This window comes from Aeromonas sp. s7(2024) (assembly GCF_040907825.1).
GTDB classification, from domain to species: domain Bacteria; phylum Pseudomonadota; class Gammaproteobacteria; order Enterobacterales; family Aeromonadaceae; genus Aeromonas; species Aeromonas veronii.
The window spans coordinates 18,651-42,817 of sequence record NZ_JBFOCM010000010.1; the positions used below are offsets into that span (position 1 = coordinate 18,651).

The 24,167-nt window shown below is 57.4% G+C and carries 16 protein-coding genes and 1 pseudogene; 6 read left to right on the forward strand and 11 right to left on the reverse strand.

All coding sequences use genetic code 11. The features are described 5' to 3' along the window. Positions 1-14 precede the first annotated feature (14 nt). The 3 genes from lolE to AB5Y73_RS02630 all read right to left on the reverse strand — a co-directional run bounded on the left by lolE (position 15) and on the right by AB5Y73_RS02630 (position 3,278). Positions 15-1,256, reverse strand: a complete 1,242-nt coding sequence (gene lolE, locus AB5Y73_RS02620; protein ID WP_279499207.1) for a lipoprotein-releasing ABC transporter permease subunit LolE — start codon at positions 1,254-1,256, stop codon at positions 15-17. Beyond that, positions 1,256-1,954 (reverse strand): lipoprotein-releasing ABC transporter ATP-binding protein LolD, encoded by a 699-nt coding sequence (gene lolD / locus AB5Y73_RS02625; RefSeq protein ID WP_005336988.1) that lies wholly within the window; start codon positions 1,952-1,954, stop codon positions 1,256-1,258. The genes lolE and lolD overlap by 1 nt, the downstream gene beginning before the upstream one ends. A gap of 88 nt (positions 1,955-2,042) precedes the next feature. Next, positions 2,043-3,278, reverse strand: coding sequence for a lipoprotein-releasing ABC transporter permease subunit (locus AB5Y73_RS02630; RefSeq protein ID WP_139405404.1), 1,236 nt, complete (start codon positions 3,276-3,278; stop codon positions 2,043-2,045). A gap of 76 nt (positions 3,279-3,354) precedes the next feature. Between AB5Y73_RS02630 and AB5Y73_RS02635 the strand changes: the two genes are divergently transcribed. Both AB5Y73_RS02635 and mfd read left to right on the forward strand, forming a co-directional pair. Beyond that, positions 3,355-3,930 (forward strand): PilZ domain-containing protein, encoded by a 576-nt coding sequence (locus AB5Y73_RS02635; protein WP_279499208.1) that lies wholly within the window; start codon positions 3,355-3,357, stop codon positions 3,928-3,930. A gap of 55 nt (positions 3,931-3,985) precedes the next feature. Beyond that, positions 3,986-7,453, forward strand: coding sequence for a transcription-repair coupling factor (gene mfd / locus AB5Y73_RS02640; protein WP_279499653.1), 3,468 nt, complete (start codon positions 3,986-3,988; stop codon positions 7,451-7,453). Positions 7,454-7,553: 100 nt separating this feature from the next. Here the strand turns inward: mfd and fbp are convergent, their stop codons facing one another. Then, positions 7,554-8,588, reverse strand: coding sequence for a class 1 fructose-bisphosphatase (fbp, locus tag AB5Y73_RS02645; protein ID WP_005336993.1), 1,035 nt, complete (start codon positions 8,586-8,588; stop codon positions 7,554-7,556). Between the two features lie 382 nt (positions 8,589-8,970). Here fbp and AB5Y73_RS02650 point away from each other — a divergent pair, with 382 nt between their 5' ends. After that, positions 8,971-10,587: a peptide ABC transporter substrate-binding protein gene (locus tag AB5Y73_RS02650; RefSeq protein WP_181497361.1), complete on the forward strand. Its 1,617-nt coding sequence runs from the start codon at positions 8,971-8,973 to the stop codon at positions 10,585-10,587. A gap of 103 nt (positions 10,588-10,690) precedes the next feature. Here the strand turns inward: AB5Y73_RS02650 and AB5Y73_RS02655 are convergent, their stop codons facing one another. The 3 genes from AB5Y73_RS02655 to sixA all read right to left on the reverse strand — a co-directional run bounded on the left by AB5Y73_RS02655 (position 10,691) and on the right by sixA (position 12,580). After that, entirely contained in the window at positions 10,691-11,608 is a 918-nt protein-coding gene (locus AB5Y73_RS02655; protein ID WP_181497362.1) for a DMT family transporter, read from the reverse strand. 164 nt (positions 11,609-11,772) lie between these two features. Further along, positions 11,773-11,979, reverse strand: a complete 207-nt coding sequence (locus AB5Y73_RS02660; protein WP_005336998.1) for a DUF1107 domain-containing protein — start codon at positions 11,977-11,979, stop codon at positions 11,773-11,775. Between the two features lie 133 nt (positions 11,980-12,112). Then, complete coding sequence (gene sixA / locus AB5Y73_RS02665; RefSeq protein WP_021230584.1) at positions 12,113-12,580, reverse strand: phosphohistidine phosphatase SixA; 468 nt, start codon at positions 12,578-12,580, stop codon at positions 12,113-12,115. Positions 12,581-12,742: 162 nt separating this feature from the next. Here sixA and AB5Y73_RS02670 point away from each other — a divergent pair, with 162 nt between their 5' ends. After that, positions 12,743-15,529: an insulinase family protein gene (locus AB5Y73_RS02670; RefSeq protein WP_043825550.1), complete on the forward strand. Its 2,787-nt coding sequence runs from the start codon at positions 12,743-12,745 to the stop codon at positions 15,527-15,529. Positions 15,530-15,872: 343 nt separating this feature from the next. Here AB5Y73_RS02670 and AB5Y73_RS02675 read toward each other — a convergent pair whose 3' ends face one another. Both AB5Y73_RS02675 and AB5Y73_RS02680 read right to left on the reverse strand, forming a co-directional pair. Continuing rightward, complete coding sequence (locus AB5Y73_RS02675; protein ID WP_106843800.1) at positions 15,873-16,520, reverse strand: thiopurine S-methyltransferase; 648 nt, start codon at positions 16,518-16,520, stop codon at positions 15,873-15,875. 283 nt (positions 16,521-16,803) lie between these two features. Then, positions 16,804-18,154 (reverse strand): annotated as a pseudogene (locus tag AB5Y73_RS02680) (leucine-rich repeat-containing protein kinase family protein). Positions 18,155-18,475: 321 nt separating this feature from the next. Here AB5Y73_RS02680 and AB5Y73_RS02685 point away from each other — a divergent pair. Beyond that, positions 18,476-19,240: an SDR family oxidoreductase gene (locus tag AB5Y73_RS02685; protein WP_181497363.1), complete on the forward strand. Its 765-nt coding sequence runs from the start codon at positions 18,476-18,478 to the stop codon at positions 19,238-19,240. A 51-nt stretch (positions 19,241-19,291) separates the two neighbouring features. Further along, positions 19,292-20,119: a bifunctional transcriptional activator/DNA repair enzyme AdaA gene (locus AB5Y73_RS02690; RefSeq protein ID WP_181497364.1), complete on the forward strand. Its 828-nt coding sequence runs from the start codon at positions 19,292-19,294 to the stop codon at positions 20,117-20,119. A 322-nt stretch (positions 20,120-20,441) separates the two neighbouring features. Here the strand turns inward: AB5Y73_RS02690 and AB5Y73_RS02695 are convergent, their stop codons facing one another. Further along, positions 20,442-23,393, reverse strand: a complete 2,952-nt coding sequence (locus AB5Y73_RS02695; RefSeq protein ID WP_204524134.1) for a KAP family NTPase — start codon at positions 23,391-23,393, stop codon at positions 20,442-20,444. Positions 23,394-23,553: 160 nt separating this feature from the next. Further along, positions 23,554-23,826 (reverse strand): hypothetical protein, encoded by a 273-nt coding sequence (locus tag AB5Y73_RS02700; RefSeq protein ID WP_005337011.1) that lies wholly within the window; start codon positions 23,824-23,826, stop codon positions 23,554-23,556. Positions 23,827-24,167 lie beyond the last annotated feature (341 nt).

The following is a 24,167-nucleotide window of genomic DNA, read 5'->3' on the forward strand; positions in this document are numbered from 1 at the left end:
TTAGATGCAACGCATCAGTGACCCAGCTCGCGAGACGGCACCAGACCGCTCGCCCGCCAGGCGGGATAGAGGGTCGCCACCAGACTCATCAGGATGGCGGCGCCCGTCACGATAAGCAGATCCTGCATATGCAACTCGGTCGGCAAGAAGTCGATAAAGTAGATATCCGGATTGAGGAAGCGATGGCCGATGAGCTTTTCGACAACGCTCAGGATCTGGGTCAGCTTGCTGGAGAGCAGCCCGCCCAGCAGGGCACCGAGCAGGGCACCGGCTACGCCGTTGACCATCCCCTGAATGACGAAGGTGAGGCGGATCTGGCCGGGGCTCGCCCCCATGGTTTTCAGGATGGCGATCTCGCTGCGCTTCTCGTTCACCGCCATCACCAGAGTGGAGACGATGTTGAAGCAGGCGACGGCCACCACCATCAACATCACCACATACATGACGGTACGCACCATCTGGATGTCCTGATAGAGGTAGCCCTGGCTGTTCATCCAGCTGCGGATATAGACGTGATGAGGGAACTGCTGCGCGGCGGCTACGGTGATGGATTGCGCCTTGAGCACATCGCTCACCCGCAGGCTGAAGCCCTCCACGCCGCTGCCCATGCCGGTGATCGCTTGCGCATCGGCCAGATGCATAAAGCCGAGCAGACCGTCGAGCTGACCACCGATCTCCAGCAGCCCCACCACGGTCAGGGCTTCGCGCCGAGGATTCTTGATCCCCGCCTGATCACCCCCTTGCGGCAGCAGCAGGGCGACCGAGTCCCCCACCTTGACGCCCAGCTTGTCAGCGATGGTCTTGCCCAAGATCACCCCACGTTCACCCGGTTGCAGCTCACGCAGACCGCGGCCCGTCATGTATTTGCCTGCATCCGACAGATTGGCTTCCAGATCGGGCAGCACGGCGCGCAGTTGCACCCCCTTGAGGGCAGAGCCATGCTCCAGCAGGCCATTAAGGCGAATGACCGGCGCAGCGGCCTCGACGCCCGGTTGGGCCAGCAGGTAGTCACGAAGACGGGGCCAATACGGCAGCGGCCGCTCGACGGCGTCCAGCTCACCTTGTGGCACCACGGAGAGCACCCTGTCTTTGAGCTCCCGCTCGAAACCGTTCATGGCGGAGAGGCCCAGGATCAGCGCCATCACCCCGAGGGCGATACCGATCAGGGAAGAGGCTGAGATAAAGGCGATAAACCCGTTGCGACGGCGGGAGCGGCTGTAACGCAGGCCCAGAAAGAGGGGCAGCGGTTTGAACATCAGGCAACCTCCGCCATCACGCCACTCACCAGGGTCACCCGGCGATGGAGCTTGGCCGCCAGGCTCAAGTCGTGAGTCACCACCACAAAGGCGGTGCCCAGTTCACGGTTCAGTTCACACAGCAGTTCATACACCGCGGTGGCACTGGCGTGATCCAGGTTACCGGTCGGCTCGTCCGCCAGCACCAGACTCGGTTCGTTGACCAGCGCCCGGGCGATCGCCACCCGTTGGCGTTCACCACCGGAGAGCTCGGAGGGACGGTGGTTCAAGCGATGGGAGAGCCCCACCCGCCCCAACATTTTGGTCGCCTTTTCGGTGGCAACCGCCACCGACTCACCGGCGATCAGCAGCGGCATCGCCGCATTTTCCAGCGCACTGAACTCGGAGAGCAGGTGGTGGAACTGATAGACAAAGCCCAGCTCGCGGTTGCGAAATCGAGCCTGGGTGCGGCTATCCCAATGGTGGATATCCTCCCCCTTGAACAGCACGGCACCGCTGGATGGGTTGTCGAGGGCCCCCATCAGATGCAGCAGAGTGGTCTTGCCGGAGCCGGAGCTCCCCACCACCGCCAGCATTTCGCCGGGTGCGACGCAGAGATCGATCCCCTTGAGCACCTGAGTCTCCAGCTCTCCCTCTTTATAGACATGATTGAGCGCCTGGCAGCGCAGCAGAGGTTCACGGGATACGGCTTCATTCATAACAGGGGCTCCACTTGCCTCGGTAACAACGCTGGCACCCGCAACTACGGGGGCACCAGTCACAACAGAAGATGCATTATTCACGGCATTACTCATAACGCAGCGCCTCGGCCGGTTTCACCCGTGCGGCGCGTGCCGCCGGATAAAGGGTGGCACTGAAACTCAGCAGCACGGCGCCCAGCAAAATGGTGATGACCTGAGCCGGCTCGACAATCACCGGCAGGCCACTGCCGCCCGCCGCCATATAGAGGTTGAGCCCCACCGCATTGAGCAGAGGGTTGAGACCCAGGGAGAGCGCCAGGCCCGCCAGTCCGCCAAACAGGGCGCCAATCACCCCGCTGGAGGCGCCAAGTACCATGAAGATTTTGACGATCCCCGATTCACTCATGCCCATGGTGCGCAGGATGGCCACTTCACCCTCCTTGTCCGTCACCACCATCACCAGCGCGGAGAGGATGTTGAAAGTAGCGACGGCGATGATCAGCACCAGCATCAGCCCCATCATCCGTTTTTCCATGGCGACCGCTTGGAACAGCTCGCCCCGCTCGCGGCGCCAATCCTGCCACAGCAGCCCATCCGGCAACGGCGTCTTGATCACCTCGTCAGCGGCAAAGGGATCATCGAGCCAGAGGCGAATGCCACCGACGGTTTCTGTCGGCAGGCGTAGCAGCCGCTGGGCATCCCCCAGCGCGATCAGCGCAATCTGGTTATCCACATCGGCGCCGACCCCGAAGATACCGGAGACGGTAAAGAGGCGCTGGGCCGGTACCCGGCCAAACGGGGTGAAGCGGGTCCCTTCGGTCAGGATCAGACGAACCTGATCGCCGATGGAGACATTGAGGCGACGAGCCACCCCCTGCCCCAGCACGATGCGGTAGTGGCCGGCCTGCAGGGTATCGAGTCGCCCCCCCAGCATCTGGCTGTGGAGGATGTCATCCTTGGGCCACTTTGCAGGGTCGATCCCCTGCACGCTCACCCCGGTCAGCTGACCGGGGCTTTGCAGCATCCCTTCGCTGTCGAGCATGGGGGCCAAGGCAACCACATGGGGTAATTTGGCCAGATCAGGCAACCCTTGCGGGTCGGCATCAATGCGGCCAGCCTGATTGGTCACCACCACATGGGGGATCACCCCGAGGATGCGCCCTTTGAGCTGCCCTTCGAAACCGTTCATCACCGAAATGACCACCATCAGGGCGGCGACCCCGATGGCGATGCCAAAGGTAGAGAACAGGGAGATAAATGAGACGAAGCGATTGCTGCGCTTCGAGCCTGCATAACGCAGGCCGATGGCCAGCGAAAGGGGCTGAAAAAGTCCGGTCTTCAAGGATATGTACGTTGCCAACAAAATAAGATACCGGATAATAAAGGGAAACCGTCCATGACAACAAGGGATAGCCTCCATGCAGGAACAGTTCTTCAGCGTCACTCATGCCACGCCGGTCAATGTGATCCCCATGCCGGCCGACTTCCACCTCCCCTCGCTGGAGGAGCTTGACGCTGAGCTGCCGGAGCCCTTTCGGATCTCTTCGGCCATTACCGCCATCGATCTGGTGACCACCCGCCTGCTGCGCAACCAGAACGAGTCGATGCACGATCTAATCGAGATCGTTAATCAGCAGTCCCGCAAGATCGACATGATCATGGGCTATGTGCTCTCCCTGCAGGACCATCCGGAGCAGCGCTTTCACACCCTGCGCTTCGGGGCTGGCCAGCTCACCTACCTCCACCCCTATCATGATCACGGGGCTGCGCCGCACCTGCACCAGATCGTGCGCCTCAAGATCTTCCTGCGGGAAGAGGCGGCAGCGATCTACTGCTATGGTCAGGTCAAACAGCTCGACGGCGGTGAACATGGCACCCATGTGCAGCTCGACTATGTGCGGATCCGCGAAGATGACCGTGAACTGCTGGTTCGTGCCAGCCTCCACGTGCAATCGAAGCAGCTCAAGCTGCGCGCCCAAGAACGTCAGCGCTAACCAGAGCGAACGTCGCGATAGATAACGTCAACGTTAAAAGAATCGAATCATGCCAATGACACTCCCCGCCTTGCCCGCCAAAGCGGGCCAAAAGATCACGCTCGGCCAGCTGGTCGGCAGCAGCCTCTCGCTGATTGCAGCCCGTCTCACCAGTGAAGCCAAGGGGCCGGTACTGCTGATCACTGCCGATACCCCGAGCGCCCTGCGCCTGGAGCAGGAACTACAGTATTTGCTGGCAGGCAAGCAACTGGCCGATCAGTCCGCTCCCGTATTGCTGTTCCCCGATTGGGAGACCCTGCCCTACGACACCTTCTCCCCTCATCAGGACATCATTTCCCAGCGGCTAGAGACTCTCTACAAGCTGCCGCAAATGAGCAAGGGGGTATTGATTGTCCCCATCTCCACCCTGATGTTGCGCTGCGCCCCCCGGGTCTATCTCGACAAATACAGCCTGATAGTGAAGGCCGGTCAGCACCTCAACCTGCAACAGCTGCGCGGCCGCTTGGCCGAGGCGGGTTACGTGGCGGTGGATCAGGTGCTTGAGCATGGCGAGTTTGCCGCTCGCGGCTCCCTGCTCGATCTCTTCCCCATGGGCAGTAGCAGCCCCTATCGCATCGACTTCTTCGACGATGAAGTGGACTCCATCCGCCCATTCGATCCCGAAACCCAGCGCTCCAGCGAACCAGTCAAGACGGTCAGCCTGCTGCCCGCCCGGGAATACCCCACCGACGAGGCGGCCATCGAGCTGTTTCGCGGCCAGTTCCGCGAGCAGTTCGAGCTGTCGCGGGCCGAGGGTTCCGTCTATCAGGAGGTGAGCAAGGGGCGCTGGCCCGCCGGCATCGAGTATTATCTGCCGCTCTTCTTCAACCAGACCGCCAGCCTGTTTGACTACCTGCCGGAAGAGACCCTGCTGCTCACCGTGGGGGACATCTACCCCGCCGCCCAGCGTTTCTGGAACGATATCGGCCAGCGCTATGAAGACAGACGCTGGGACAACACTCGCCCCCTGCTACCCCCGGCCCAGCTCTATCTGCCGGTGGAGCAGCTCTTTGCCTCTCTGGGCCAATATGGCGCGGTGCGGCTGCAAGAGGCCGCCACCGCGGGCGATGCCGGTCAGCACGATCTGCCCATCGAGGCGCTGCCGGACCTGCAACTCGATCACAGCAATGAGCAACCCCTGCTGGCGCTTAACCAGTTCCTGCACGGTTTTGCCGGGCGCACCCTGTTTGCAGTGGAGTCCGAAGGACGGCGGGAGGTACTCGGCGATCTGCTGGCGCGTATCTCACTGCAGCCCAAGGAGTTCCCCTCTCTCGGCGCCTTTATGGCGAGCCCGGATCGCCACGGCCTGCTGGTGGCACCGCTTGAACGTGGCTTCCTGTGGCAGGAGGCAGGTCAGGATCCATTAGCGCTGATCACCGAAACCGAGCTGCTGGGCGGCAAGGTGCGCAGCAAGCGGGCGCGAGAGAAGAGCAAGAACCTGAGCTCCGATGCGGTGATCAGAAACCTGGGCGAGCTGACCCAGGGTCAGCCGGTGGTCCATCTGGATCACGGGGTCGGCCGCTATCTGGGGCTGGAGACCATCGATGCCGGTGGCCTGCCCACCGAGTTTTTGACCCTTGAATATGCCGGCGGCGACAAGCTGTTCGTGCCGGTCACCAGTTTGCACCTTATCAGCCGCTATACAGGCTCTGATAACCCGCCCAGCCACAAGCTCGGCGGTGAAGCCTGGAGCAAGGCGCGGCGCAAGGCGGCGGAGAAGGTGCGCGACGTGGCAGCCGAGTTGCTGGATGTCTACGCTCATCGCGCCGCTCGCGCCGGTTTTGCCTTCAAGCACGACAAAGAGGCCTATCGCCAGTTTGCCGCCAGCTTCCCGTTCGAGGAGACCGACGATCAGCTCAACGCCATCAATGCGGTGCTGGGGGACATGTGTCAGGCCAAGAGCATGGACCGACTGGTGTGCGGCGACGTGGGTTTCGGCAAGACCGAAGTGGCGATGCGGGCGGCATTTGTGGCGGTGCACGGCGGCAAGCAGGTTGCCGTGCTGGTGCCCACCACCCTGCTGGCGCAACAGCACTACGACAACTTCCGCAACCGCTTTGCCAACTGGCCGGTGCGGGTCGAGGTACTGAGCCGCTTCCGCTCCGCCAAGGAGCAGAGCGCTGTGATGAAAGAGCTGGCGGAGGGCAAAGTGGACATCATCATCGGCACCCACAAGCTGCTCGGCTCCGAACTCACCTTCAAGGATCTGGGGCTGCTCATCGTCGATGAGGAGCACAGATTCGGGGTGCGCCAGAAGGAGAAGATCAAGGCACTGCGGGCCGATGTGGATATCCTCACCCTCACCGCCACCCCCATTCCGCGCACCCTCAACATGGCGATGTCCGGCATGCGGGATCTCTCCATCATCGCCACTCCGCCCGCCAAGCGGCTCGCCATCAAGACCTTTGTCCGCCAGCACGAACCGGCAGTGGTACGCGAGGCGGTACTGCGGGAATTGAAGCGTGGCGGTCAGGTTTACTATCTGCACAACGATGTCGAGAGCATCGAGAAGTGCGCAGCCGACCTGGCGGAGCTGGTGCCAGAGGCCCGCATCGGCATCGCCCACGGCCAGATGCGCGAGCGCGACCTTGAGCGGATCATGTCCGACTTCTACCACCAGCGCTTCAACCTGCTGGTCTGCACCACCATTATCGAGACCGGTATCGACGTACCGAGCGCCAACACCATCATCATGGATCGGGCGGATCATCTCGGTCTGGCCCAGCTGCACCAGCTGCGTGGCCGGGTTGGCCGCTCTCATCATCAGGCCTATGCCTACCTGCTCACCCCCCATCCCAAGCTGATGACCAAGGATGCGGCCAAGCGGCTGGAGGCGATCGCCTCGCTTGAAGATCTCGGCGCCGGTTTTGCGCTGGCGACCCACGATCTGGAGATCCGTGGCGCGGGCGAACTGCTCGGCGACGATCAGAGCGGCCAGATTGAATCGGTCGGCTTCACCCTCTATATGGAGATGCTGGAGCAGGCGGTCGAGGCGCTGAAAAATGGCAAGGAGCCGTCGCTCGAGCAGCTGATGAGCCAGCACACCGAGGTAGAGCTGCGCCTGCCTGCGCTGCTGCCGGATGACTATATTCCGGACGTCAACATGCGCCTCTCCATGTACAAGCGGATCGCCAGTGCGGCGGATGAGCAGGAGCTGCGCGAGCTGAAAGTGGAGCTGATCGACCGCTTCGGCCTCTTGCCGGAGGCAACCAAAACCCTGCTGGAGCTGGCTGCCTTCCGTCAGCGTGCCACTGCCCTTGGCATTCGCCGGGTGGAGATGAGCGAGCGCGGCGGCTATCTCGACTTCACCCAGGAGACCAAGGTCAATCCGGCCTATCTGGTCAAGCTGCTCTCCAGCCAGCCACGAGTCTACAAGATGGACGGGCCGACCCGGCTGCGTTTCCAGATGCCAACCCAGGAGCGCGCCATGCGCCTGAAACTGGTGGATGGCTTGCTGGCAGATCTTGCCAACAACAGCCTGTAAGCATTTGCAGTGCTGGCGGCGAGCCAGAGAGATAACGCCAACTAAAACGGGAGCCATATCGGCTCCCGTTTTTTATTTGCTATCTGACTACTGCGTACGTTCAGCCCTGGTTGGCAGGATCCTCATGGGCGGAGAACTCGCGCATAAAGGCCTCGGCGCGCTCCACCATCTTGGTCGAGCCAACAAAGTAAGGGGTACGCTGGTGCAGCGCGGTGGGCTGGATATCCATGATGCGGCCAAAACCGTCGGAGGCCTTGCCACCAGCCTGCTCCACCAGAAACGCCATCGGGTTGCACTCATAGAGCAGGCGCAGCTTGCCGTTCGGCGAGTTGGTGCCGGACGGATAGATGTAGATGCCGCCCTTGAGCAGGTTGCGATGGAAATCGGAAACCAGGGAGCCGATATAACGGGAGGTATAAGGTCTGTGGGTCGCCTCGTCGCGCTCCTGGCAATATTTGAGGTACTTCTTCACCCCGTCCGGGAACTTGATGTAGTTACCCTCGTTGATGGAGTAGATCTTGCCCTCTTCCGGAATGCGGATGTTCTCGTGGGAGAGGCAGAAGCAGCCAATGGAGGGGTCGTAGGTAAAGCCGTTGACGCCAAAGCCAGTGGTGTAGACCAGCATGGTGGAGGAGCCGTAAACCACATAACCGGCGGCGACCTGACGGTTGCCCGGCTGCAGGAAGTCCTCCAGGGTCACCGGCGAACCTTGCGGGCTCAAACGGCGGTAGATGGAGAAGATGGTTCCGACCGAGACGTTGACGTCGATATTGGAAGAGCCATCGAGCGGGTCGATCAGCACCACATACTTGGAGTTTTTGGAGAGTGGCGAGTCAAAGGCCACGAAGTCCTCTTCCTCTTCCGAGGCCATGCCGCACACCTCGCCGCGCGCTTCCAGCGCCGCCTTGAAGCGTTCGTTGGCATAAACATCCAGCTTCTGCTGCACCTCGCCCTGTACGTTTTCAGCGCCCATGGAACCGATGATATCCGCCAGTCCCGCCTTGTTGATCTCCCGGTTCACCACCTTGGCAGCAAGGCGGATCGAGCTGAGCAACGAGGTTAGCTCGCCGGTCGCGGTAGGATAATCCGCCTGCTTTTTGACGATGAACTCACCCATGGTGATCATGTTTCGCATTTTTGTTCCTTTAGATCGCATCCGTTGGCATTGAAAACGTTTGCAGGCGTCAGCAAAAAAAATGCCGATCACCGGCGGCCTTGATTTGTAACCTAATGTAACGTCTGTTTTTTGTTTTTGCAGCGAATTAAGCGGCCTATTAAATAGGCTATTTCGCCTCACGTTATAGTAAAAGACACTTTTTATTGGGTTTCAATCGATAACTTTCGGACCCTTAATTCGTGGCAATAACCTGCGACAAGCCATGAGCTGACTGGCCTTGAGCCATTAAAAATGGAGTCTGATGGGCCTGCTGCTCCCTTAGCCATTGCCTCTTGAGATCCGATCGCCAATCCAGCACACTGATTTCGCTTTGGAAGCAAATAAAACTCAAGGATTATCAATGAACAAGACTCTCATTGCCGGCATGGTAGCCGGACTGTTTGCCCTTCCCGCCTGGGCTGCCCAGGTGCCTGCCGGTACCAAGCTGCTGCCGGATGCCCAACAAATCTACGTGACCAATATCGGCACCGAACCCACCACCATCGACCCCCAGCTGGTAGAAGAGACCGCCGGTAGTGCCATCGTCAACGATCTGTTTGAAGGGCTCTATGAGCTGGATAATACCGGCAAGATCAAACCAGCAGGCGCCGTCAGCTACGAGGTCGACAAGACAGGTACCGTCTACACCTTCAAGCTGAGACCCGAGGCAAAGTGGTCAAACGGTGAACCGGTCACCGCCGCCGATTATGTCTACGGCTGGCAACGGGCGGCCGATCCCAAGACGGCCTCCAACTACGCCTGGTTTATCGAGTTGACCGGAGTGGTCAATGCAAGCGAGGTGACCCAGGGCAAGAAGAGCCCATCAGAGCTCGGGATCAAGGCGCTCGATGACCACACCCTGCAGGTCACCCTGAAAAATCCGGTTCCCTTCTTCCTGAAGACGCTGGCCCACTACACCACGTTCCCGGCCCACAAGGCCACCATTGAAAAATTCGGCAAGGATTGGGTCAAACCGGGCAATATCGTCTCCAACGGTGCCTTTGTACTCAAGGAGTGGACCCCCAACGAGCGGCTGAGCGCCGAGCGCAACACCCACTACTGGAACAACCAGCACACCGTCCTGAACAAGGTAATCTATCTGGAGATCGTCTCGGAAACCGCCGCCTACAACCGCTATCGCACCGGTGAACTGCACTACACCACTTATCCGCTGGAGCAGTACAAACAGCTCAAGAGCAAGAGCCCGGAAGAACTGGTCAGCGTCCCCACACTGGCCAGCTATTACTATGTCTTCAATACCCAACGCAAACCGTTCGATGATCCGAAAGTACGCAAGGCGCTCTCGCTGGCCATCGACCGGGAGACCATCACCGACAAGATCCTGGGACAGGGACAAATTGCCGCATATAGCTTCACGCCCCCCATTGTGGACGGTTTTGAATTGAAAAAACCGGCCAGCCAGCTGCAGAGCAAAGAGGAGCGGATCAAGCAAGCCAAAGCCCTGTTGGCCGAAGCGGGATATGGCCCGGACAAGCCACTCACAGTGGACATTCTCTACAACACCAACGAGAGCCACAAAAAGATTGCGCTGGCCGTCTCCTCCATGTGGAAACACAACCTGGGGGTCACTGCCACCCTCAACAACATGGAGTGGAAGACCATGGTCTCGGCACTCAACGAGGGGGATTTCGGGGTTAGCCGCTATGGCTGGAACGGGGATTATAACGACGCCTCCACCTTCCTCGACATCATGACCTCCAGCAGCAGCGCCAACAGCGGCAAGTGGTTCAACAAGGAGTACGACGCCCTGCTGGCCAAGGCCCACGACTCGCTGGATCCCGCTGAACGCAATGCCTTGTATCAACAGGCAGAGGCACTCATTGATGCGGATGCCCCCATCGCCCCCATCTATTTCTCGGTCAAATCCAGGTTGCTCAAGCCTTTCGTGAAAGGCTACCCCCACCTTAACCCGCAGGATGTGGTCTACAGCAAGGAGCTCTATCTGGTTGCCCAGTAACCGGCTAGGAAGATGTAACCATAAAAAAGCGCCTGCATTGCTGCAGGCGCTTTTCATTGGCGGCCAAACGGGCCACTTGGCCCCTCTACACCTTCACGCAAGATTACTCTTCGGGGCAGGGTGCCAACACCACCCGGCGGCGACCCATCGCCACCGGACGCACCAGCAACTGTGCCAGCAAGACACCCAGCAGGGTCAGTCCACCCCCGATCAGGTGATAGCTGGTCAACCGCTCACCCAGCAGGGTGATGGCAAGGCCAGCCGTCATCACCGGCAGCAGGTTCATAAAGATGGCGGTACGGTTGGCACCGAGCAGGGCAATACCCTGCATCCAGAGCCAGGGCGAGAGCGCCGAAGTGGGGATACCGGCATAGAGGATCAGCCACAGGGCCCGGCCATCCGGCCACTGGCCATCCACCAGCAAAAAGAAGGGCGTCAGGATCACCACACTGCAGATCACCTGACCGTAGAGCAACGACCAGTTGTCGAGCCCCAGATCCCACTTCTTGAGCAGCACACTGTAAAGGGCGTAAGTTCCCGCCGAAATCAGCATATAGACAGAGCCGATATGAATGCCTTGGGTAAACAGCCGGGTCGGATCCCCCTGCCCCAGCAAGATAGACAAGCCAAGGAGGGAAAGCAGCGCCCCCAGCACAGCGCCCCAGGTGGGCCGCTCGCGCAGCAGCCAGATACTGAACAGCACGGTCAGCAGCGGCGTCAGTCCCATCATCAACCCCATCTCGGTAGCCCCCAGCGTTTGCGCCGCGTAGTACCCAAAAGTCTGGTTGAGCACCATGCCCAGCGAGGCCAACATGGCGATCTGCCAAAGGCCAGCGCGCAGACGGGCACGCGCACGCCATACCCGACGGGCCAGACACGGACTTAATACCAGCGCAGCCACCACCCAGCGCGACCAGGCCAAGGCTGCGGGAGACAAAACACCAACCGCCAGTTTGCTGACGATGCCATTGCCAGCCCAGATGGCAATGCAGGAAAAGGGAAACAGAAAGGCAAGGGGCATGAGAAGATCCAGACCGAAGAGACAACAGCGGGCCAGTATAGGGGGCGATGGGAGATAAACAAAGGTGTGGGCCTGAACAGCCACGCGGTGAACGCCAGTCGCCAGAAACAAATATGCCCGCAAAAGTGCGGGCATATCAGTGCAGAAACAGGTTCAGAAGCGCATCACGCGGCATCCATGTGCAGTCTGGAGATCAGCTCGTTGACCTCGGTGACTGTCTGGCGGTGGGGAATATCCGCCGGATTCGGCATCAGCAACAAACCGGATTGGAAATCAAACCGCCCCCGACCATGGATGTAAATCCGACCTTTAAAGAAGGTTTTGACATGCTTTGCCACCATCAGTGGCAGGTACTTCTTGAACACTCTCATCGTTTGCAACCTCTTGCAGTTGTATCCGTATGACAGCAGCTTCTGCGAATTAATTCCGTAAAATATTTATAAAAATCCGGAAAACTCGCCCATCTCTTCCCAAAAAATTCAATCTATAACTTTTTATTAACTTTTAGCCTATTGTATGCGGCCCTTCGAGCCAGAGCAAGGCTCCTTTGCCATCGTGCCACTCGATACAGGCGATCCCCGAGGTGGCGAACATGGGTGCTCCTGCGGCCGGGCAGAGGCTTTGCACCAGATAACCCACCAGCGGCAGATGGCTGACCATCAGGATCTGGTCATGTTGTTCAGCCAAAGTGGTAAGGTAGCTGGCCACGAAAGCAGGATCACCGTAAGGGGTAATGTCGCCACTCTCTTCAACGGCTGCTGCGTCAGGTAATTCACTGCATATGGCTTGCCAGGTCTGGCGTGCCCGCAGATAGTTGCTGTGGATCACCCGATCCAACGGGCCAATCAGCTGAGGCGCCAGCCAGCGGGCCATCTGGATAGACTCTTCAATACCCTGCTCGGTCAATGGACGCTGTTCATCTGTTTTCGCATTCATGCCAGCCTGGCCATGACGCATGATATAGATCTTCATTACAACCTCGCCCAACGGGCCTGTTTTGATAGCCGGGGGATCTTACCCCGCCACGGGTGTGGAAACAATTGCGCTACCTCTCAGAAAAGGGTTTGCCTGACGGGATAGCGGGGTCGATAATCATGTTTAAATTCAAATAAATCCAACGTGAGTCACACGCCAATGAGCCCATATGCCAGTCCCAATGACCATCGGCAATACCATTTTCTGGAGCTGGCCAACCGGCTCAGGGTCTTGTTGATTTGTGATCCCGACACCGACAAATCCGCCGCCTCGCTGGCGGTCAATACCGGCCATTTTGACGATCCCGCCGACCGGCAGGGAATGGCCCATTTCCTGGAGCACATGCTGTTTCTCGGCACCTGCACCTACCCCAAACCTGGTGAGTACCAGCAATTTATGAGCCGTCATGGCGGCAGCAACAACGCCTGGACCGGCACCGAGTTCACCAACTTCTTCTTCGAGATCGACAACGGCTTCTTCGAAGCGGGGCTGGATCGCTTCTCCCAGTTCTTCATCTGCCCCACGTTTGATCCGGAGTGGGTGGACAAGGAGCGCAACGCGGTCGACTCCGAGTATCGCCTCAAGCTGCAGGACGACATGCGCCGCAGCTATCAGGTGCATAAAGAGACGGTCAACCCGGCGCACCCCTTCTCCAAGTTCTCGGTGGGCAACCTCGATACCCTGGCCGATCTGCCGGGACGGGATCTGCGCTCCGACCTTATCCGTTTTTACGAAAGCCACTACAGCGCGGATCGCATGGCGCTGGTGATGATCTCGCCGGAATCCATCGATACCCAGTTGCAGTGGTGCTGTCGCTACTTTGCTCCCATTTTGAATCGCAATTTGGGAACCCCGACCCTCACCATGCCGCTCTACCGGCTCGACGATCTCGGCGTGCGCATCCACATCAATCCGGTCAAGGAGACCCGCAAGCTGTCGCTGAGCTTCCCCCTGCCCAATGTGGACGAGTTCTACGACAAAAAGCCCCTCACCTTCCTGAGCCATCTGATTGGTTATGAGGGGGATGGCAGCCTGCTCTCCCTGCTCAAGGCGAAAGGCTGGGTCAACCAGCTCTCGGCAGGTGGTGGCATCAGCGGCGCCAACTTCAAGGATTTTGGCGTCAACTTTGGCCTCACCCCTCTGGGCCTTGAGCATGTGGACGACATCCTCGCCGCCCTGTTTGGCTATCTGAAACTGATTGGCCGCGAAGGACTGCAGAGCTGGCGCTATGACGAAAAACGGACCGTGCTCGAATCGGCGTTTCGCTTTCAGGAGCGCGGCCGCCCCCTCGATACGGTGTCGGGGCTGGTGCTCAACCTCTTTAGCTACAAACCTGAGGATCTGCTCTACGGCGACTACATGATGCGCGAATATGACGAGCCGCTGATCCGCCGCTTCCTCGCCAAACTCACCCCGCACAACCTGCGCATCACCATCACTGCGCCGGAAGTGGCGACCGATCGGCTGGCCCGCTGGTATCAGACCCCCTACAGCGTGGCGACCATTACCGAGGCCGAGAAAATTCGCTGGCAGCAAAGCGAGCCGGATCCGGCGCTGGCGCTGCCCAAGCCCAACCCCTTTATCAGCAGTAGGCTCGATCCGCGCACACCAGAGCTTGCCGCCGACATGCCCGCCTGCCTTATCGATCGCCCCGGTTTTCGCCTATGGCACCTCCATGAGCACCTGTTCAGCGTGCCCAAGGGCAATCTCTATATCTCCATCGACAGCGAACATGCGGTCAAAAATCCGCGCAATATCGCCATGGCACGCCTCGCCGTGGAGCTGTTGGCCGACCACCTCAACGCCCTCACCTATCCGGCGGAGCTGGCGGGGCTGGGCTATCAGATCTATGCCCATCAGGGGGGCTTTACCATCAACCTGAGCGGCTTTGCCGACAAGCAGCCACTCTTGCTCGACATGATCCTCGGCAACCGCACCCTGGGGTATCCGGATCCGGGCCGCTTCGCCGAGATCAAGGAGCAGCTCATCCGCAACTGGGATAACCAGTCCAAGGCGCGCCCCATCTCCCAGCTCTTTAACCAGCTCACCAGTTTGCTGCAACCGAACAACCCGCCGTTCGAGCAGTTGCTGCGCCACCTGCGCACGGTAGAGCTGGAAGAGATGCCCGGCTTCGTGGCCCAGCTGTTTGGCGAGGTGCATGTCGAGGCACTGGTACACGGCGACTGGACTGCCGCCGAAGCGCTGGAGCTGGCCGCCCTGATGGAGCGTCACCTGAGCGACATCAATGGCACCAGCAGCAAGCCGAGCGGCGAGACCCGCCGCCCGCTCATCTCCATTCAGGACAGAGGCACCCTTATTCGCGAGCAGGGTTGCGATCACGAAGACTCGGCACTGCTGGTCTACTACCAGTCCCGCACCACCCGTGCGCGGGATCTCGCCTGCTTCACTCTGGCGAACCACATCATGTCCTCCACCTTCTTCCACGAGCTGCGTACCCGTCAGCAACTGGGGTATGTGGTGGGTGCCGGCAACCTGCCCCTCAATCGCCACCCGGGCCTGATCTTCTATATCCAGTCGCCGGTGGCGGGGCCGCAGATCCTGCTCGATGCGGTGGAGGAGTTTATCGACCTCTTCCCGCTCGCCATGCTCGAATTTACCGAGCAGCAGTGGCAGGAGAGCAAGGCAGGGCTGCAAGCCCAGCTGAGCGAGCGGGATGCCAATCTGCGCAGTCGCGGCCAGCGGTTGTGGGTCAGCATCGGCAACAAGGATCTGGGGTTTGATCAGCGCGAAAGAGTCTGCGACGAGGTGGGCAAGTTGAGCCGCGCCGATCTGGTGCGCTTTATCACCCAGCTGCGCTCGCGCACCTCCGATCGGCTGATCCTCTGCAGCTATGGTCAGGGGCACGAACATGACGAGCGGATCACCGGCCAGTTTATCGATGATCCACGGGCATTTCGGCTCAATGCCGCCACTTTCGAGGCCTGATCAGGCCTCGACATCCCCCGTTTTTCCATTCCCACGGCATATCGCAGGCAATAAAAAGCCGACCCATCAGGGTCGGCTGGAAAAACCATAACAATTGCGACCAAAGCCGCCAAAAGTGAACATGAGCGTGAAAATCAGACACTGAGTTGCTGATCAGCAAGCGGGAAAGACCCGATACTCGCTTTGCAATGCCAACAGTGATTGAGAAACAGCCTCATATTAGGCACTCCCCCCGTCAGTCACGTTGATCTACGTCAAAGGAGGTAGCGAAGAGCGCACAGCCCGACGATTTGTCGGCGCAGATCACCCTTTGCCCGCCCGCTAGCTGCCCGTTAGCTGCCCGTTAGCCACGGCGAACCAGCCGGTAGGCCACCTCATCGAAGTAGGAGAGCTGACCCGACAGCACCCGCGGGTGATCCACCTCGGCGGCGCGCCCCAGCACCTCGATGCGAAAATCGCGCTCGAACAGGGCTCGCACCTCCATCTCACCCACCGAGAAGGGGGGCTGACTCTGCTGCTCCGGCTGGTATTCAAGAGTCACCAGCAGGATCTGGCCACCGGTCTCGACCAGCGAACTGATCAGGGCTGCATACTGGCGGCGCATCGCGGTCGGCAGGGCGATCAGCGCCGCGCGGTCATAGACCAGCCGATAACGGCGACCCAACTCGGGGGCGGCGAAAAAATCCCCCTGAAAAATGCGCAGGCTGTCCACCTGATGGCACTGATAAGGGCCCACTTCGCTCACAGTCGCGGCGAGCTGGTTTTCACTGAAGAACTGGCTGACGGCAAGGCTCGATAGCTCGAAACCGTCGACCGGATGACCCTGAGCGCTCAGCCAGAGCATGTCGCGGGACTTGCCGCACAGGGGAACCAGCACCGGCTCGTCCGCTTGCTGGGCTGACCACCAGGATTGCAGCCAGTGGTTGAAGTCCGCCTGATGAAAGCCAATCCGGTTCTCTTCCCAACGCTGATGCCAAAACGCAGCTTCCATCGTTATTACCCTTCTGTACTAAAGATGCCTCAATATCACAACTTAACCGGCACCGCGCAACCCTCTGTTCTCCCCTTTTTGCCGCGCAGCCTCTGCGTGTTATCGGGCGAATGGCGTGACGTCACCTTTCTGTGCGCCTCGCTGTCGCAATGGGCGCTATTGGCTGTGCTTATGACGGGCAGAGGTATACCAACCCATGCAAAAACGTCATGGGTGTATGGCGATGAATGAATAAAAGGAATGACGTTGGCAGGCCAAAACGTGCCTGCCAACGCCAGAAAAATCACGACAGCGTGGCGCGAGCAGCCGCCAGCTGACGCTCGATATAAGCAAAATCGGGACGATCGGTGGGGAGTTCCGAGAGGCAGGCCGCTTTGAGTTGATGCAACCCATCGAGCGTTGAGTCTTGCGTATCGCAATGGGCCAGCAGCTCTTCCAGCAGGCAACCAAAGGCGCGCACTTCCAACCGCTCAAGGCCTACGGCCCGCTCGCGGTCGCAGCGGTCATATAAGGAAGCCGCACCAAAATCCCCCAGCAGGGCGCGAGCCGGCGCGTCAGAACCACGGGCAAACAGGATATTGTGACCATAGAGATCCCCGTGCATGATGCCCGCGCGGTGCAGATGGCCCACCACCGAGGCGATGCCTTGGGCCATCGCCAGCGCATCCGGCACACTCAGATACAGCCCCTCGGGATAGACATCCCGGGTGCAGGAATCCAGGCTCGGCGGCCCGGCCAGATTGGCAAAGGCCGGGTCGATCAGCTCCATCACCAGCGCCGGAATACCGGAGGGGTGATCCGCCACCTTGCCCATCACCTTGATAAGGTTTGGATGAGTGCCCGCCGCCAGCGACGCTGCCATCTCGCAGCGGGGCAACCCGTCACTGGTCACCTCCCCCTTGAACAGCTTGACCGCCACCTGACTGCCATCGCCTCTATCGCTCGCCTGAGTCACTTCATCAGCAGGATTAGCCACAAGGGTGGCGCGATGGATAACGCCGGATGCCCCCTGCCCCAGCAGCTCGCCCAGCGCCAGCGTCTCCCAGGCAAGGGGAGCGACATGGGCATCATCGATGGCGCGCGCCTCCGCCCCTTCGCTAAAGGGGTTGCCGGAGTAGGCGAGCCAGGAAAGGCGAGGCAGCGCCAGCAGCCACTCGGGGAAGCGTTCGATGCGGTTGGCGGCGATGCGCAGGAGCTCCAGATTGCGACAGTTGGCAAGGCTTGCCGGCAGCTCGCGCAGGCGGTTGCCCGCCAGCATCAGCTTTTGCAGGGCGTCGCACTGGCCCAGCTCATCGGGCAGCCTTTCAATTGCGTTGTCGGTCAGGATCAGCCAGCGCAAACCGGCGGGCAGCGCCTTGGCCGAGACGGTAGCAATCTGGTTGGCCTTAAAACCCACCATGGTGAGCGCCGGACAGCGCGGTAAAGCGGTTCTCGGAGCAGAAGATGATGCGCAGTTTGCCAAACCCGGCCAGCTCGTCAGGGAGCGCGCTTAGCTGGTTGCCGGTGAGATCCAGCACCTCCAGCGTCTCTTTCAGGCTCAAAATCTCGGTGGGGAACTCCGTCAGGTTTTCAGAGAGCTTCAGATGGCGGGCACCGCACAGTTCACCTGCGCGCAACTGTTCCAGAGTATGCATAACCGTTTCTCAATCCTGATGATCTGCCTGATGACGTAGCCAGCCATCAGCGCGCGCCGAACTTGGGTCCGGCGATTTTAAAGGGGGGCATTATAAAGAATTCGGGGCGCAGTTCTCCCCTTTTGTTGCCGCAAAGGCCTGTATCGATGTTTAGCAAAACGACTCGGGAACAAAGAGAGCAAGATTCGGGTCGTTCCAGCGAGGAGTGGTTGCCATAGTGGGGGCCAAACCCAAGTCGGTTGGAACCTATTGGAGTTCCAACCCACAGCCAACCCTGTGCCCCACTGATTTGGCGCACAACACACCTGCGAGGGAACAGCCATGTCATTACTGTCCAACAAGGTCGCCATCATCACCGGCGCCAGCTCCGGCATCGGTCGCGCCAGCGCCATCCTGTTTGCCCGGGAGGGAGCAAGTGTCGTCGTCGGCGCCCGCCGCAAGCCCGAGCTGGATCTGCTGGTGGAGGAGATCCGCCATGAGGGGGGCCAGGCGGCAAGTCTGGCGGGAGATGTGAAAAGCGAGAGTTACGCCCGCGATCTGGTGGAGCTCGCGTTAACACGTTTCGGCGGGCTCGATATCGCCTTCAACAACGCAGGTACCACAGGCACGCCGGGCAGCGTAGAGGAGCTTGAACTGGCGCAGTGGCAGGAAACGCTGGATACCAACCTCACCAGCGCCTTTGTGGGGGCCAAGTACCAGATCCCCGCCATGCTGGCGCGTGGCGGCGGCTCGCTTATTTTTACCTCTACCTTCGTCGGCCATATCCTGGGGCTGCCCGGTATGGCGGCCTATGCGGCGAGCAAGGCAGGCCTCATTGGCCTGACCCGGGTGCTGGCTGCCGAATATGGGGCACAAGGGATTCGGGTAAACGCCCTGCTGCCGGGGGGCACCGACACTCCCATGGGGCGGGCTTTTGCCAATACGCCAGAGAGCCTCGCCTTTGTGCAGAATATGCATGCCCTTAAACGACTGGCCCAACCGGAGGAGATCGCCCGCTCGGCCCTCTATCTCGCGTCCGATGCATCCAGCTTTACCACCGGCATTGCACTGCTGGCCGATGGTGGGGTATCAATTTGTCGCACATGACCTTGTCGCCCCCAAGATCCTGCGACCGAAACCTTATCGTGAGAGCGCCTTATGTCTGATTACGCCCGCATCGCCGATGCCATCCGTTTTATCGCAAGTCAGGTGGAGCGCCAGCCCACCCTGGACGAGATAGCGGCGCATGTTCACTTAAGCCCCTTTCACTTCCAGCGGCTGTTCAGCCGCTGGGCCGGAGTGACGCCCAAACGCTATCTGCAGGTGCTGACCCTGGAGCGGGCCAAGGCACTGCTGCAGGAGTCACGCCCGCTGCTCGAGGTGGCCGATACCCTGGGCCTTAGCAGCGGCTCGCGGCTCTACGATCACTTCGTGCAGCTCGAAGCGGTGACGCCGGGCGAATACAAGCAGCGCGGGGCCGGGCTGGTTATCGATCACGGGGTGCACGACACCCCCTTTGGTCAGGCATTCGTCGCCCTGACCCCGCGGGGGGTGTGCAACTTCTCGTTTCTCGATGAAAAGGCCCCAGAGGCGCCGCTGGCCGCCCTCGCCCAGCACTGGCCTGCGGCAACGCTGCAAGAAGCGCCATCACGCACCCAAGGGGTCATCAACACCATGTTCGATGGCAGCAAGGCGCCTGATCGCCCCATCTCCTTGCACGTGAGCGGCACCAACTTTCAGATCTGCGTCTGGCGGGCGCTGCTGCAGATCCTGCCCGCCAAGGTGGTGAGCTACGCCCAGGTGGCGAGCGCCGTCGGCAACCCCAAAGCCGCCCGCGCCGTGGGGCTGGCGGTGGGCGCCAACCCCGTCGCCTTGATGATCCCCTGCCACCGGGTCATCCAGCAAAACGGCAAACTCGGCGGCTATCACTGGGGCGAGACCCGCAAACAGGCGATCCACGCCTGGGAAGCGGCGAGGTATGAGTGAAGGTGGCCTTTTTCTGCTCGGCCTGATGGGGGGGGGACGAAACAGCCGTGTTGGTAGTGAGTCAGCAGACAATAAGGCTGTGCCGGACAAACGTGCGGCGATATAAAGCAGGGAGATCAGAAGAATCGGGGCGCAAATCGCCCCTTTTGCCGCTTTGGCGAGGTATGGTGCTCAGCGACACCCCAGCGGATGAACGAAATAAGTAGGGTGCAATAAGCGCAGCGCATTGCACCATTTGCAGAGCGGCTTTTGTGCAAGGAATGAGGAAAAAAAGTAGAGGTGCAATTTCATTGCACCCTACGGTACTGTAACGAGTAATCAATCATGACATAGAACATTCAGCCGCCAGTTCATCAAGCACAGCGAATACTCCATCAAGATCATCACGATAGAAGGCTGTATAATTTGATGTAAAAACACATCTATCGCTAGTATTTAGCTTAAGTCCTCGGATAAGTTCGCGATTTTTAATCCAATAATTTCCCATCGCTATTGGATCCAACCCCCCTGGAATTGTTTCTCTGGTTGCAATATATCCATCGTCACCCCTACCCAAGAAAAATGTACTGCTTAGGTGTGACAAACAGTGATCAAGGAATAAAAATATATTTCTTTCATCGTTATCAGGGTTGAAACATATATCAAATACGTAATTGTTCACTAACCGAGCGATTCCACCATTATCTCCACTCCCGCTCTCATCATAATAACCACAACCTACGCCTGAACCATCAGGAGTATTTTTGTTACTAAGTTGATATATAACGAATATTTTTACTATATTACGTGTGACAGCAACTCTTCGAGCGATTGAGTTCTCTTCTGCTAATGTCGGGTCTTGTAATGCCTCTTCTATAAATTTATAGTAAGCCGAACCAAGATAAACATCCACTGGCACATCATTGACTTCTGAAAAGAAGTTTTTCTGTTGATCGATATAAGTCTGCTTGAAGAGAAAGAAGACCTCCTGTGATAATTTTCTCATTTCCATCAAAGCAAGATCTCTTACAAGCCCTGATGTAGGTGCATTATTATCTTGATGAACAATAAGTGCTTTTTGCAAATTATATAATTGGCCACCACGATCAGATGAGCACTCTAGCCTAAATATCATAAGGTCATACCAACCAAGAGCACCACGTTCAGAACTTACAAGCTTCCGCAGTATGCCATTACCTTGATAGCTATTTTCTCCAAATAATCGCCACGCAATCTCTATGACATTTTCAGAACTATTTGATAGCCGCCGTCCAGACCCACTGCCCCAACCGACAACATCCAGCAATCGTAATAAAGAGTAAATTGAACGCTGACGTAACCCCTGATCATTATTATTGAACATTGAGTAACGTGGTATGTACGCAATAAGCGTATTTATCGCATCTGCTGCCTGCGTATTTGTGAGTTCATGAGACTGGTTGACTAAAACACGCCAAAATTGATCATGAGAATATTCTCCATTGGTCAACTCAAAATCCGGCAGTGTTAGTATTGACGTAATCAACGAACCATTTTTAATCCGTGCAACTGCTTTTTGGTAAAGAATAAATGTCTGTTGTGGTTCAGGTGTTGCAAACCGAACAATGAGCTTTAGATATGCCTCTAAATTTCTAAAGCCACTACTATTAAAGCATGCTCTGGTTCGGCGTTCAGCTTCATCAATATCACTGCTAAATCCAATGTCAACATTACTCACATCAAATAACTGCGATAATAAAAATCGAGCAGGCTTTGGCAAGTTCGCTTTCAATTCTGAAAAAGCACTTGAATTTATAAAGCCTTTATTTTTGGGATCTTTTTGAACTGAAAATGAGCCACTTCTACCTTCAGTCTCTTCTACATAAATACGTCTAAATAAACCAGGGTAATTAAGGTGTAACAATATAAGATTGATAAGATCTTTGTTATTAAAATCTGTTCTCCCCAAGTCTGTTTTCTCAATTTGCATTAAGATCATTGCATTGACGAATCGTTTTAACTTTCGTAAATTGCCAATCAAAGGCATATAGTCAGAAGCGAGAACACCATCAAAAATATCTGCAAGCTCATTAAGAATGGTACCGAGCTTGAACATGGTATCAGAAGGAACGAGGCTAAGCTGTTCATTACTATCTTGCCAATTTCGCCGCAAAAAATTACTGAGACTAGAGCTATCTACGAATAGGCTTAACTTTACTGTTACAAATTTTTCTAAAAACTCGCGAGCTCTTTCACCTTCTTCATTATTCCCAGTAAGCACTTCGGTGTCATAGCAAAGAACATATGTTGCCTGAGACAGCTTGAAAGTCTTCCTAGTTGCAAATAAAACACTGTTTATTGTTTTCGCGTCCAGACGGTCTAGATCATCAATTACGATAATTACACGCCGATGGATGCGGCGCAAAACCTCATCAATACCATCGAGAAGTTCATCGATCGTTTCCTGAGAAGGCTCTAGCGAAAGCTTGAACCCCAAGAATGAAACGTCTGCTTTTCCTTTGATGAGGCGGGAATATCTCGAAGCTGCGGGCCTAAATTCTGGCGCAAATACCTTTTCTTGAATCACCGCAGATAAATCACGAATTAGGCGGTCAGCAAGATCAGGTTCGGATGCATAACGTATCGGTTCGAACCGACAAACAAGAACTTTGTCAGCAGCATCTTCCCAATAACGCTCAACCAGATTAATAAAACTTGTTTTACCTACCCCCCATGGACCATCAACCCCAAAGATCAACCCTGGATGAGAGTCAGATGCAAGCACAGTCTCAGCAAACGACTTAGCCTGAAGTTCGTTTGTCAGAAGATCGTCCCTTTTATCATCAATTTCTTCATCTGCTATGAAATAGAGCTGTGAAGTCTGTTTTTTAGAGCGTGTTCTACTTTGCAAAATTGGTGATAGAAACATGACACAGAAAAAAATGAGAATAGCAGGAGCCCATTGTGGATCAGCGGATTTAAACGCTGCATGTAGCTTTGCAAGCCAAGGTGAGGCTAATTTGCTTAACCAAGCGCCAATAACTACACCTGCAAGTAAATCAATACGATAACTACGAACTATACGCATAACTGCCAAGTGAGCATTTCGCTTGACTGCATAAAGCAGGCAAATACATAAGCTAGTTATTATACCAATTGCCTTTAGGTATAGAGAAACGTCAACAATGTGCAGTGCGAAGCTAGTTCCCAAGAGGAAAAAGAGACGTGCAACTTCAGCTCCAACAAAGCCAATAAAGAGCATCCTCGCGAAAACCAATAACTCGGGCATCTTCATCGCTGAAGGTTTACTCGCCATCGACTTCTCCTTTCTATGTGACTTGCAGTTTTAGGAAAGACACTTTAACACACGAACAATTGGAAAAAGAAAAGACGCCCCAAGGCGTCTTTCATATTTTCAGGATTTGGAGCAAACCGGTTAGGGGATTTCCCCCTCCCCACCTTGCCCTACCACCCAATCAGATTGGGGTAATGGAGGTGATATGGGCATCCCCGTCCAGTGATTTGAAGATCTGCACCACGGCTTCGCCATGGATCGGTTTGGCAAGCGGCACAGTGCTCTTGCACTTGAAGCGGTAGTTGGTGCCAGCCACCACTTGAGTGGAGACTTCAAAGGGTACGTACTGCACCCCGACAAATCCTTTCAGCGCCTGATCAAATACCGCCTGATCCTCGGCGGTCAGCTTGTGATATGCGGTCCATCCACCCACCAACACTGCTTGTTCTGACATATCAAACTCTCCGTGCTCTATGATCCCGACTCGTTTGGCCGTTCGGGCTGCGCCCCGTTGATTCAAGTGGTTTCCGGTCTCCACCGGGGTGTCATCACTGCCGGTTGGCGCGATGACGATGGGCAAATTTACGCAGCTATCTGCAACTGGATCAGCCCTCCCCCCAGCCACGAGCCGCTGTTGACAGCGGGCTCAATTGGCATGAGAGAGCCTAGTGCGGGATGGCAAAAATGCCCCTGTCACATATGACAGGGGCAAGGTGGCAAAAAAGCTGCTCGAAAAAGAAGATGTGTGGCGCAAACGATTGAGAAAAGAAAAGACGCCTCAAGGGCGTCTTTTTG

Coding starts and splice junctions, on each gene's coding strand:
- AB5Y73_RS02670 (WP_043825550.1), top strand. CDS start 12,743: ATGAGCCCATATGCCAGTCCCAATGACCATCGGCAATACCATTTTCTG.
- mfd (WP_279499653.1), top strand. CDS start 3,986: ATGACACTCCCCGCCTTGCCCGCCAAAGCGGGCCAAAAGATCACGCTC.
- AB5Y73_RS02635 (WP_279499208.1), top strand. CDS start 3,355: ATGCAGGAACAGTTCTTCAGCGTCACTCATGCCACGCCGGTCAATGTG.
- lolD (WP_005336988.1), bottom strand. CDS start 1,954: ATGAATGAAGCCGTATCCCGTGAACCTCTGCTGCGCTGCCAGGCGCTC.
- AB5Y73_RS02660 (WP_005336998.1), bottom strand. CDS start 11,979: ATGAGAGTGTTCAAGAAGTACCTGCCACTGATGGTGGCAAAGCATGTC.
- fbp (WP_005336993.1), bottom strand. CDS start 8,588: ATGCGAAACATGATCACCATGGGTGAGTTCATCGTCAAAAAGCAGGCG.
- AB5Y73_RS02690 (WP_181497364.1), top strand. CDS start 19,292: ATGTCTGATTACGCCCGCATCGCCGATGCCATCCGTTTTATCGCAAGT.
- lolE (WP_279499207.1), bottom strand. CDS start 1,256: ATGTTCAAACCGCTGCCCCTCTTTCTGGGCCTGCGTTACAGCCGCTCC.
- AB5Y73_RS02695 (WP_204524134.1), bottom strand. CDS start 23,393: ATGGCGAGTAAACCTTCAGCGATGAAGATGCCCGAGTTATTGGTTTTC.
- AB5Y73_RS02655 (WP_181497362.1), bottom strand. CDS start 11,608: ATGCCCCTTGCCTTTCTGTTTCCCTTTTCCTGCATTGCCATCTGGGCT.
- AB5Y73_RS02650 (WP_181497361.1), top strand. CDS start 8,971: ATGAACAAGACTCTCATTGCCGGCATGGTAGCCGGACTGTTTGCCCTT.
- sixA (WP_021230584.1), bottom strand. CDS start 12,580: ATGAAGATCTATATCATGCGTCATGGCCAGGCTGGCATGAATGCGAAA.
- AB5Y73_RS02700 (WP_005337011.1), bottom strand. CDS start 23,826: ATGTCAGAACAAGCAGTGTTGGTGGGTGGATGGACCGCATATCACAAG.
- AB5Y73_RS02685 (WP_181497363.1), top strand. CDS start 18,476: ATGTCATTACTGTCCAACAAGGTCGCCATCATCACCGGCGCCAGCTCC.
- AB5Y73_RS02675 (WP_106843800.1), bottom strand. CDS start 16,520: ATGGAAGCTGCGTTTTGGCATCAGCGTTGGGAAGAGAACCGGATTGGC.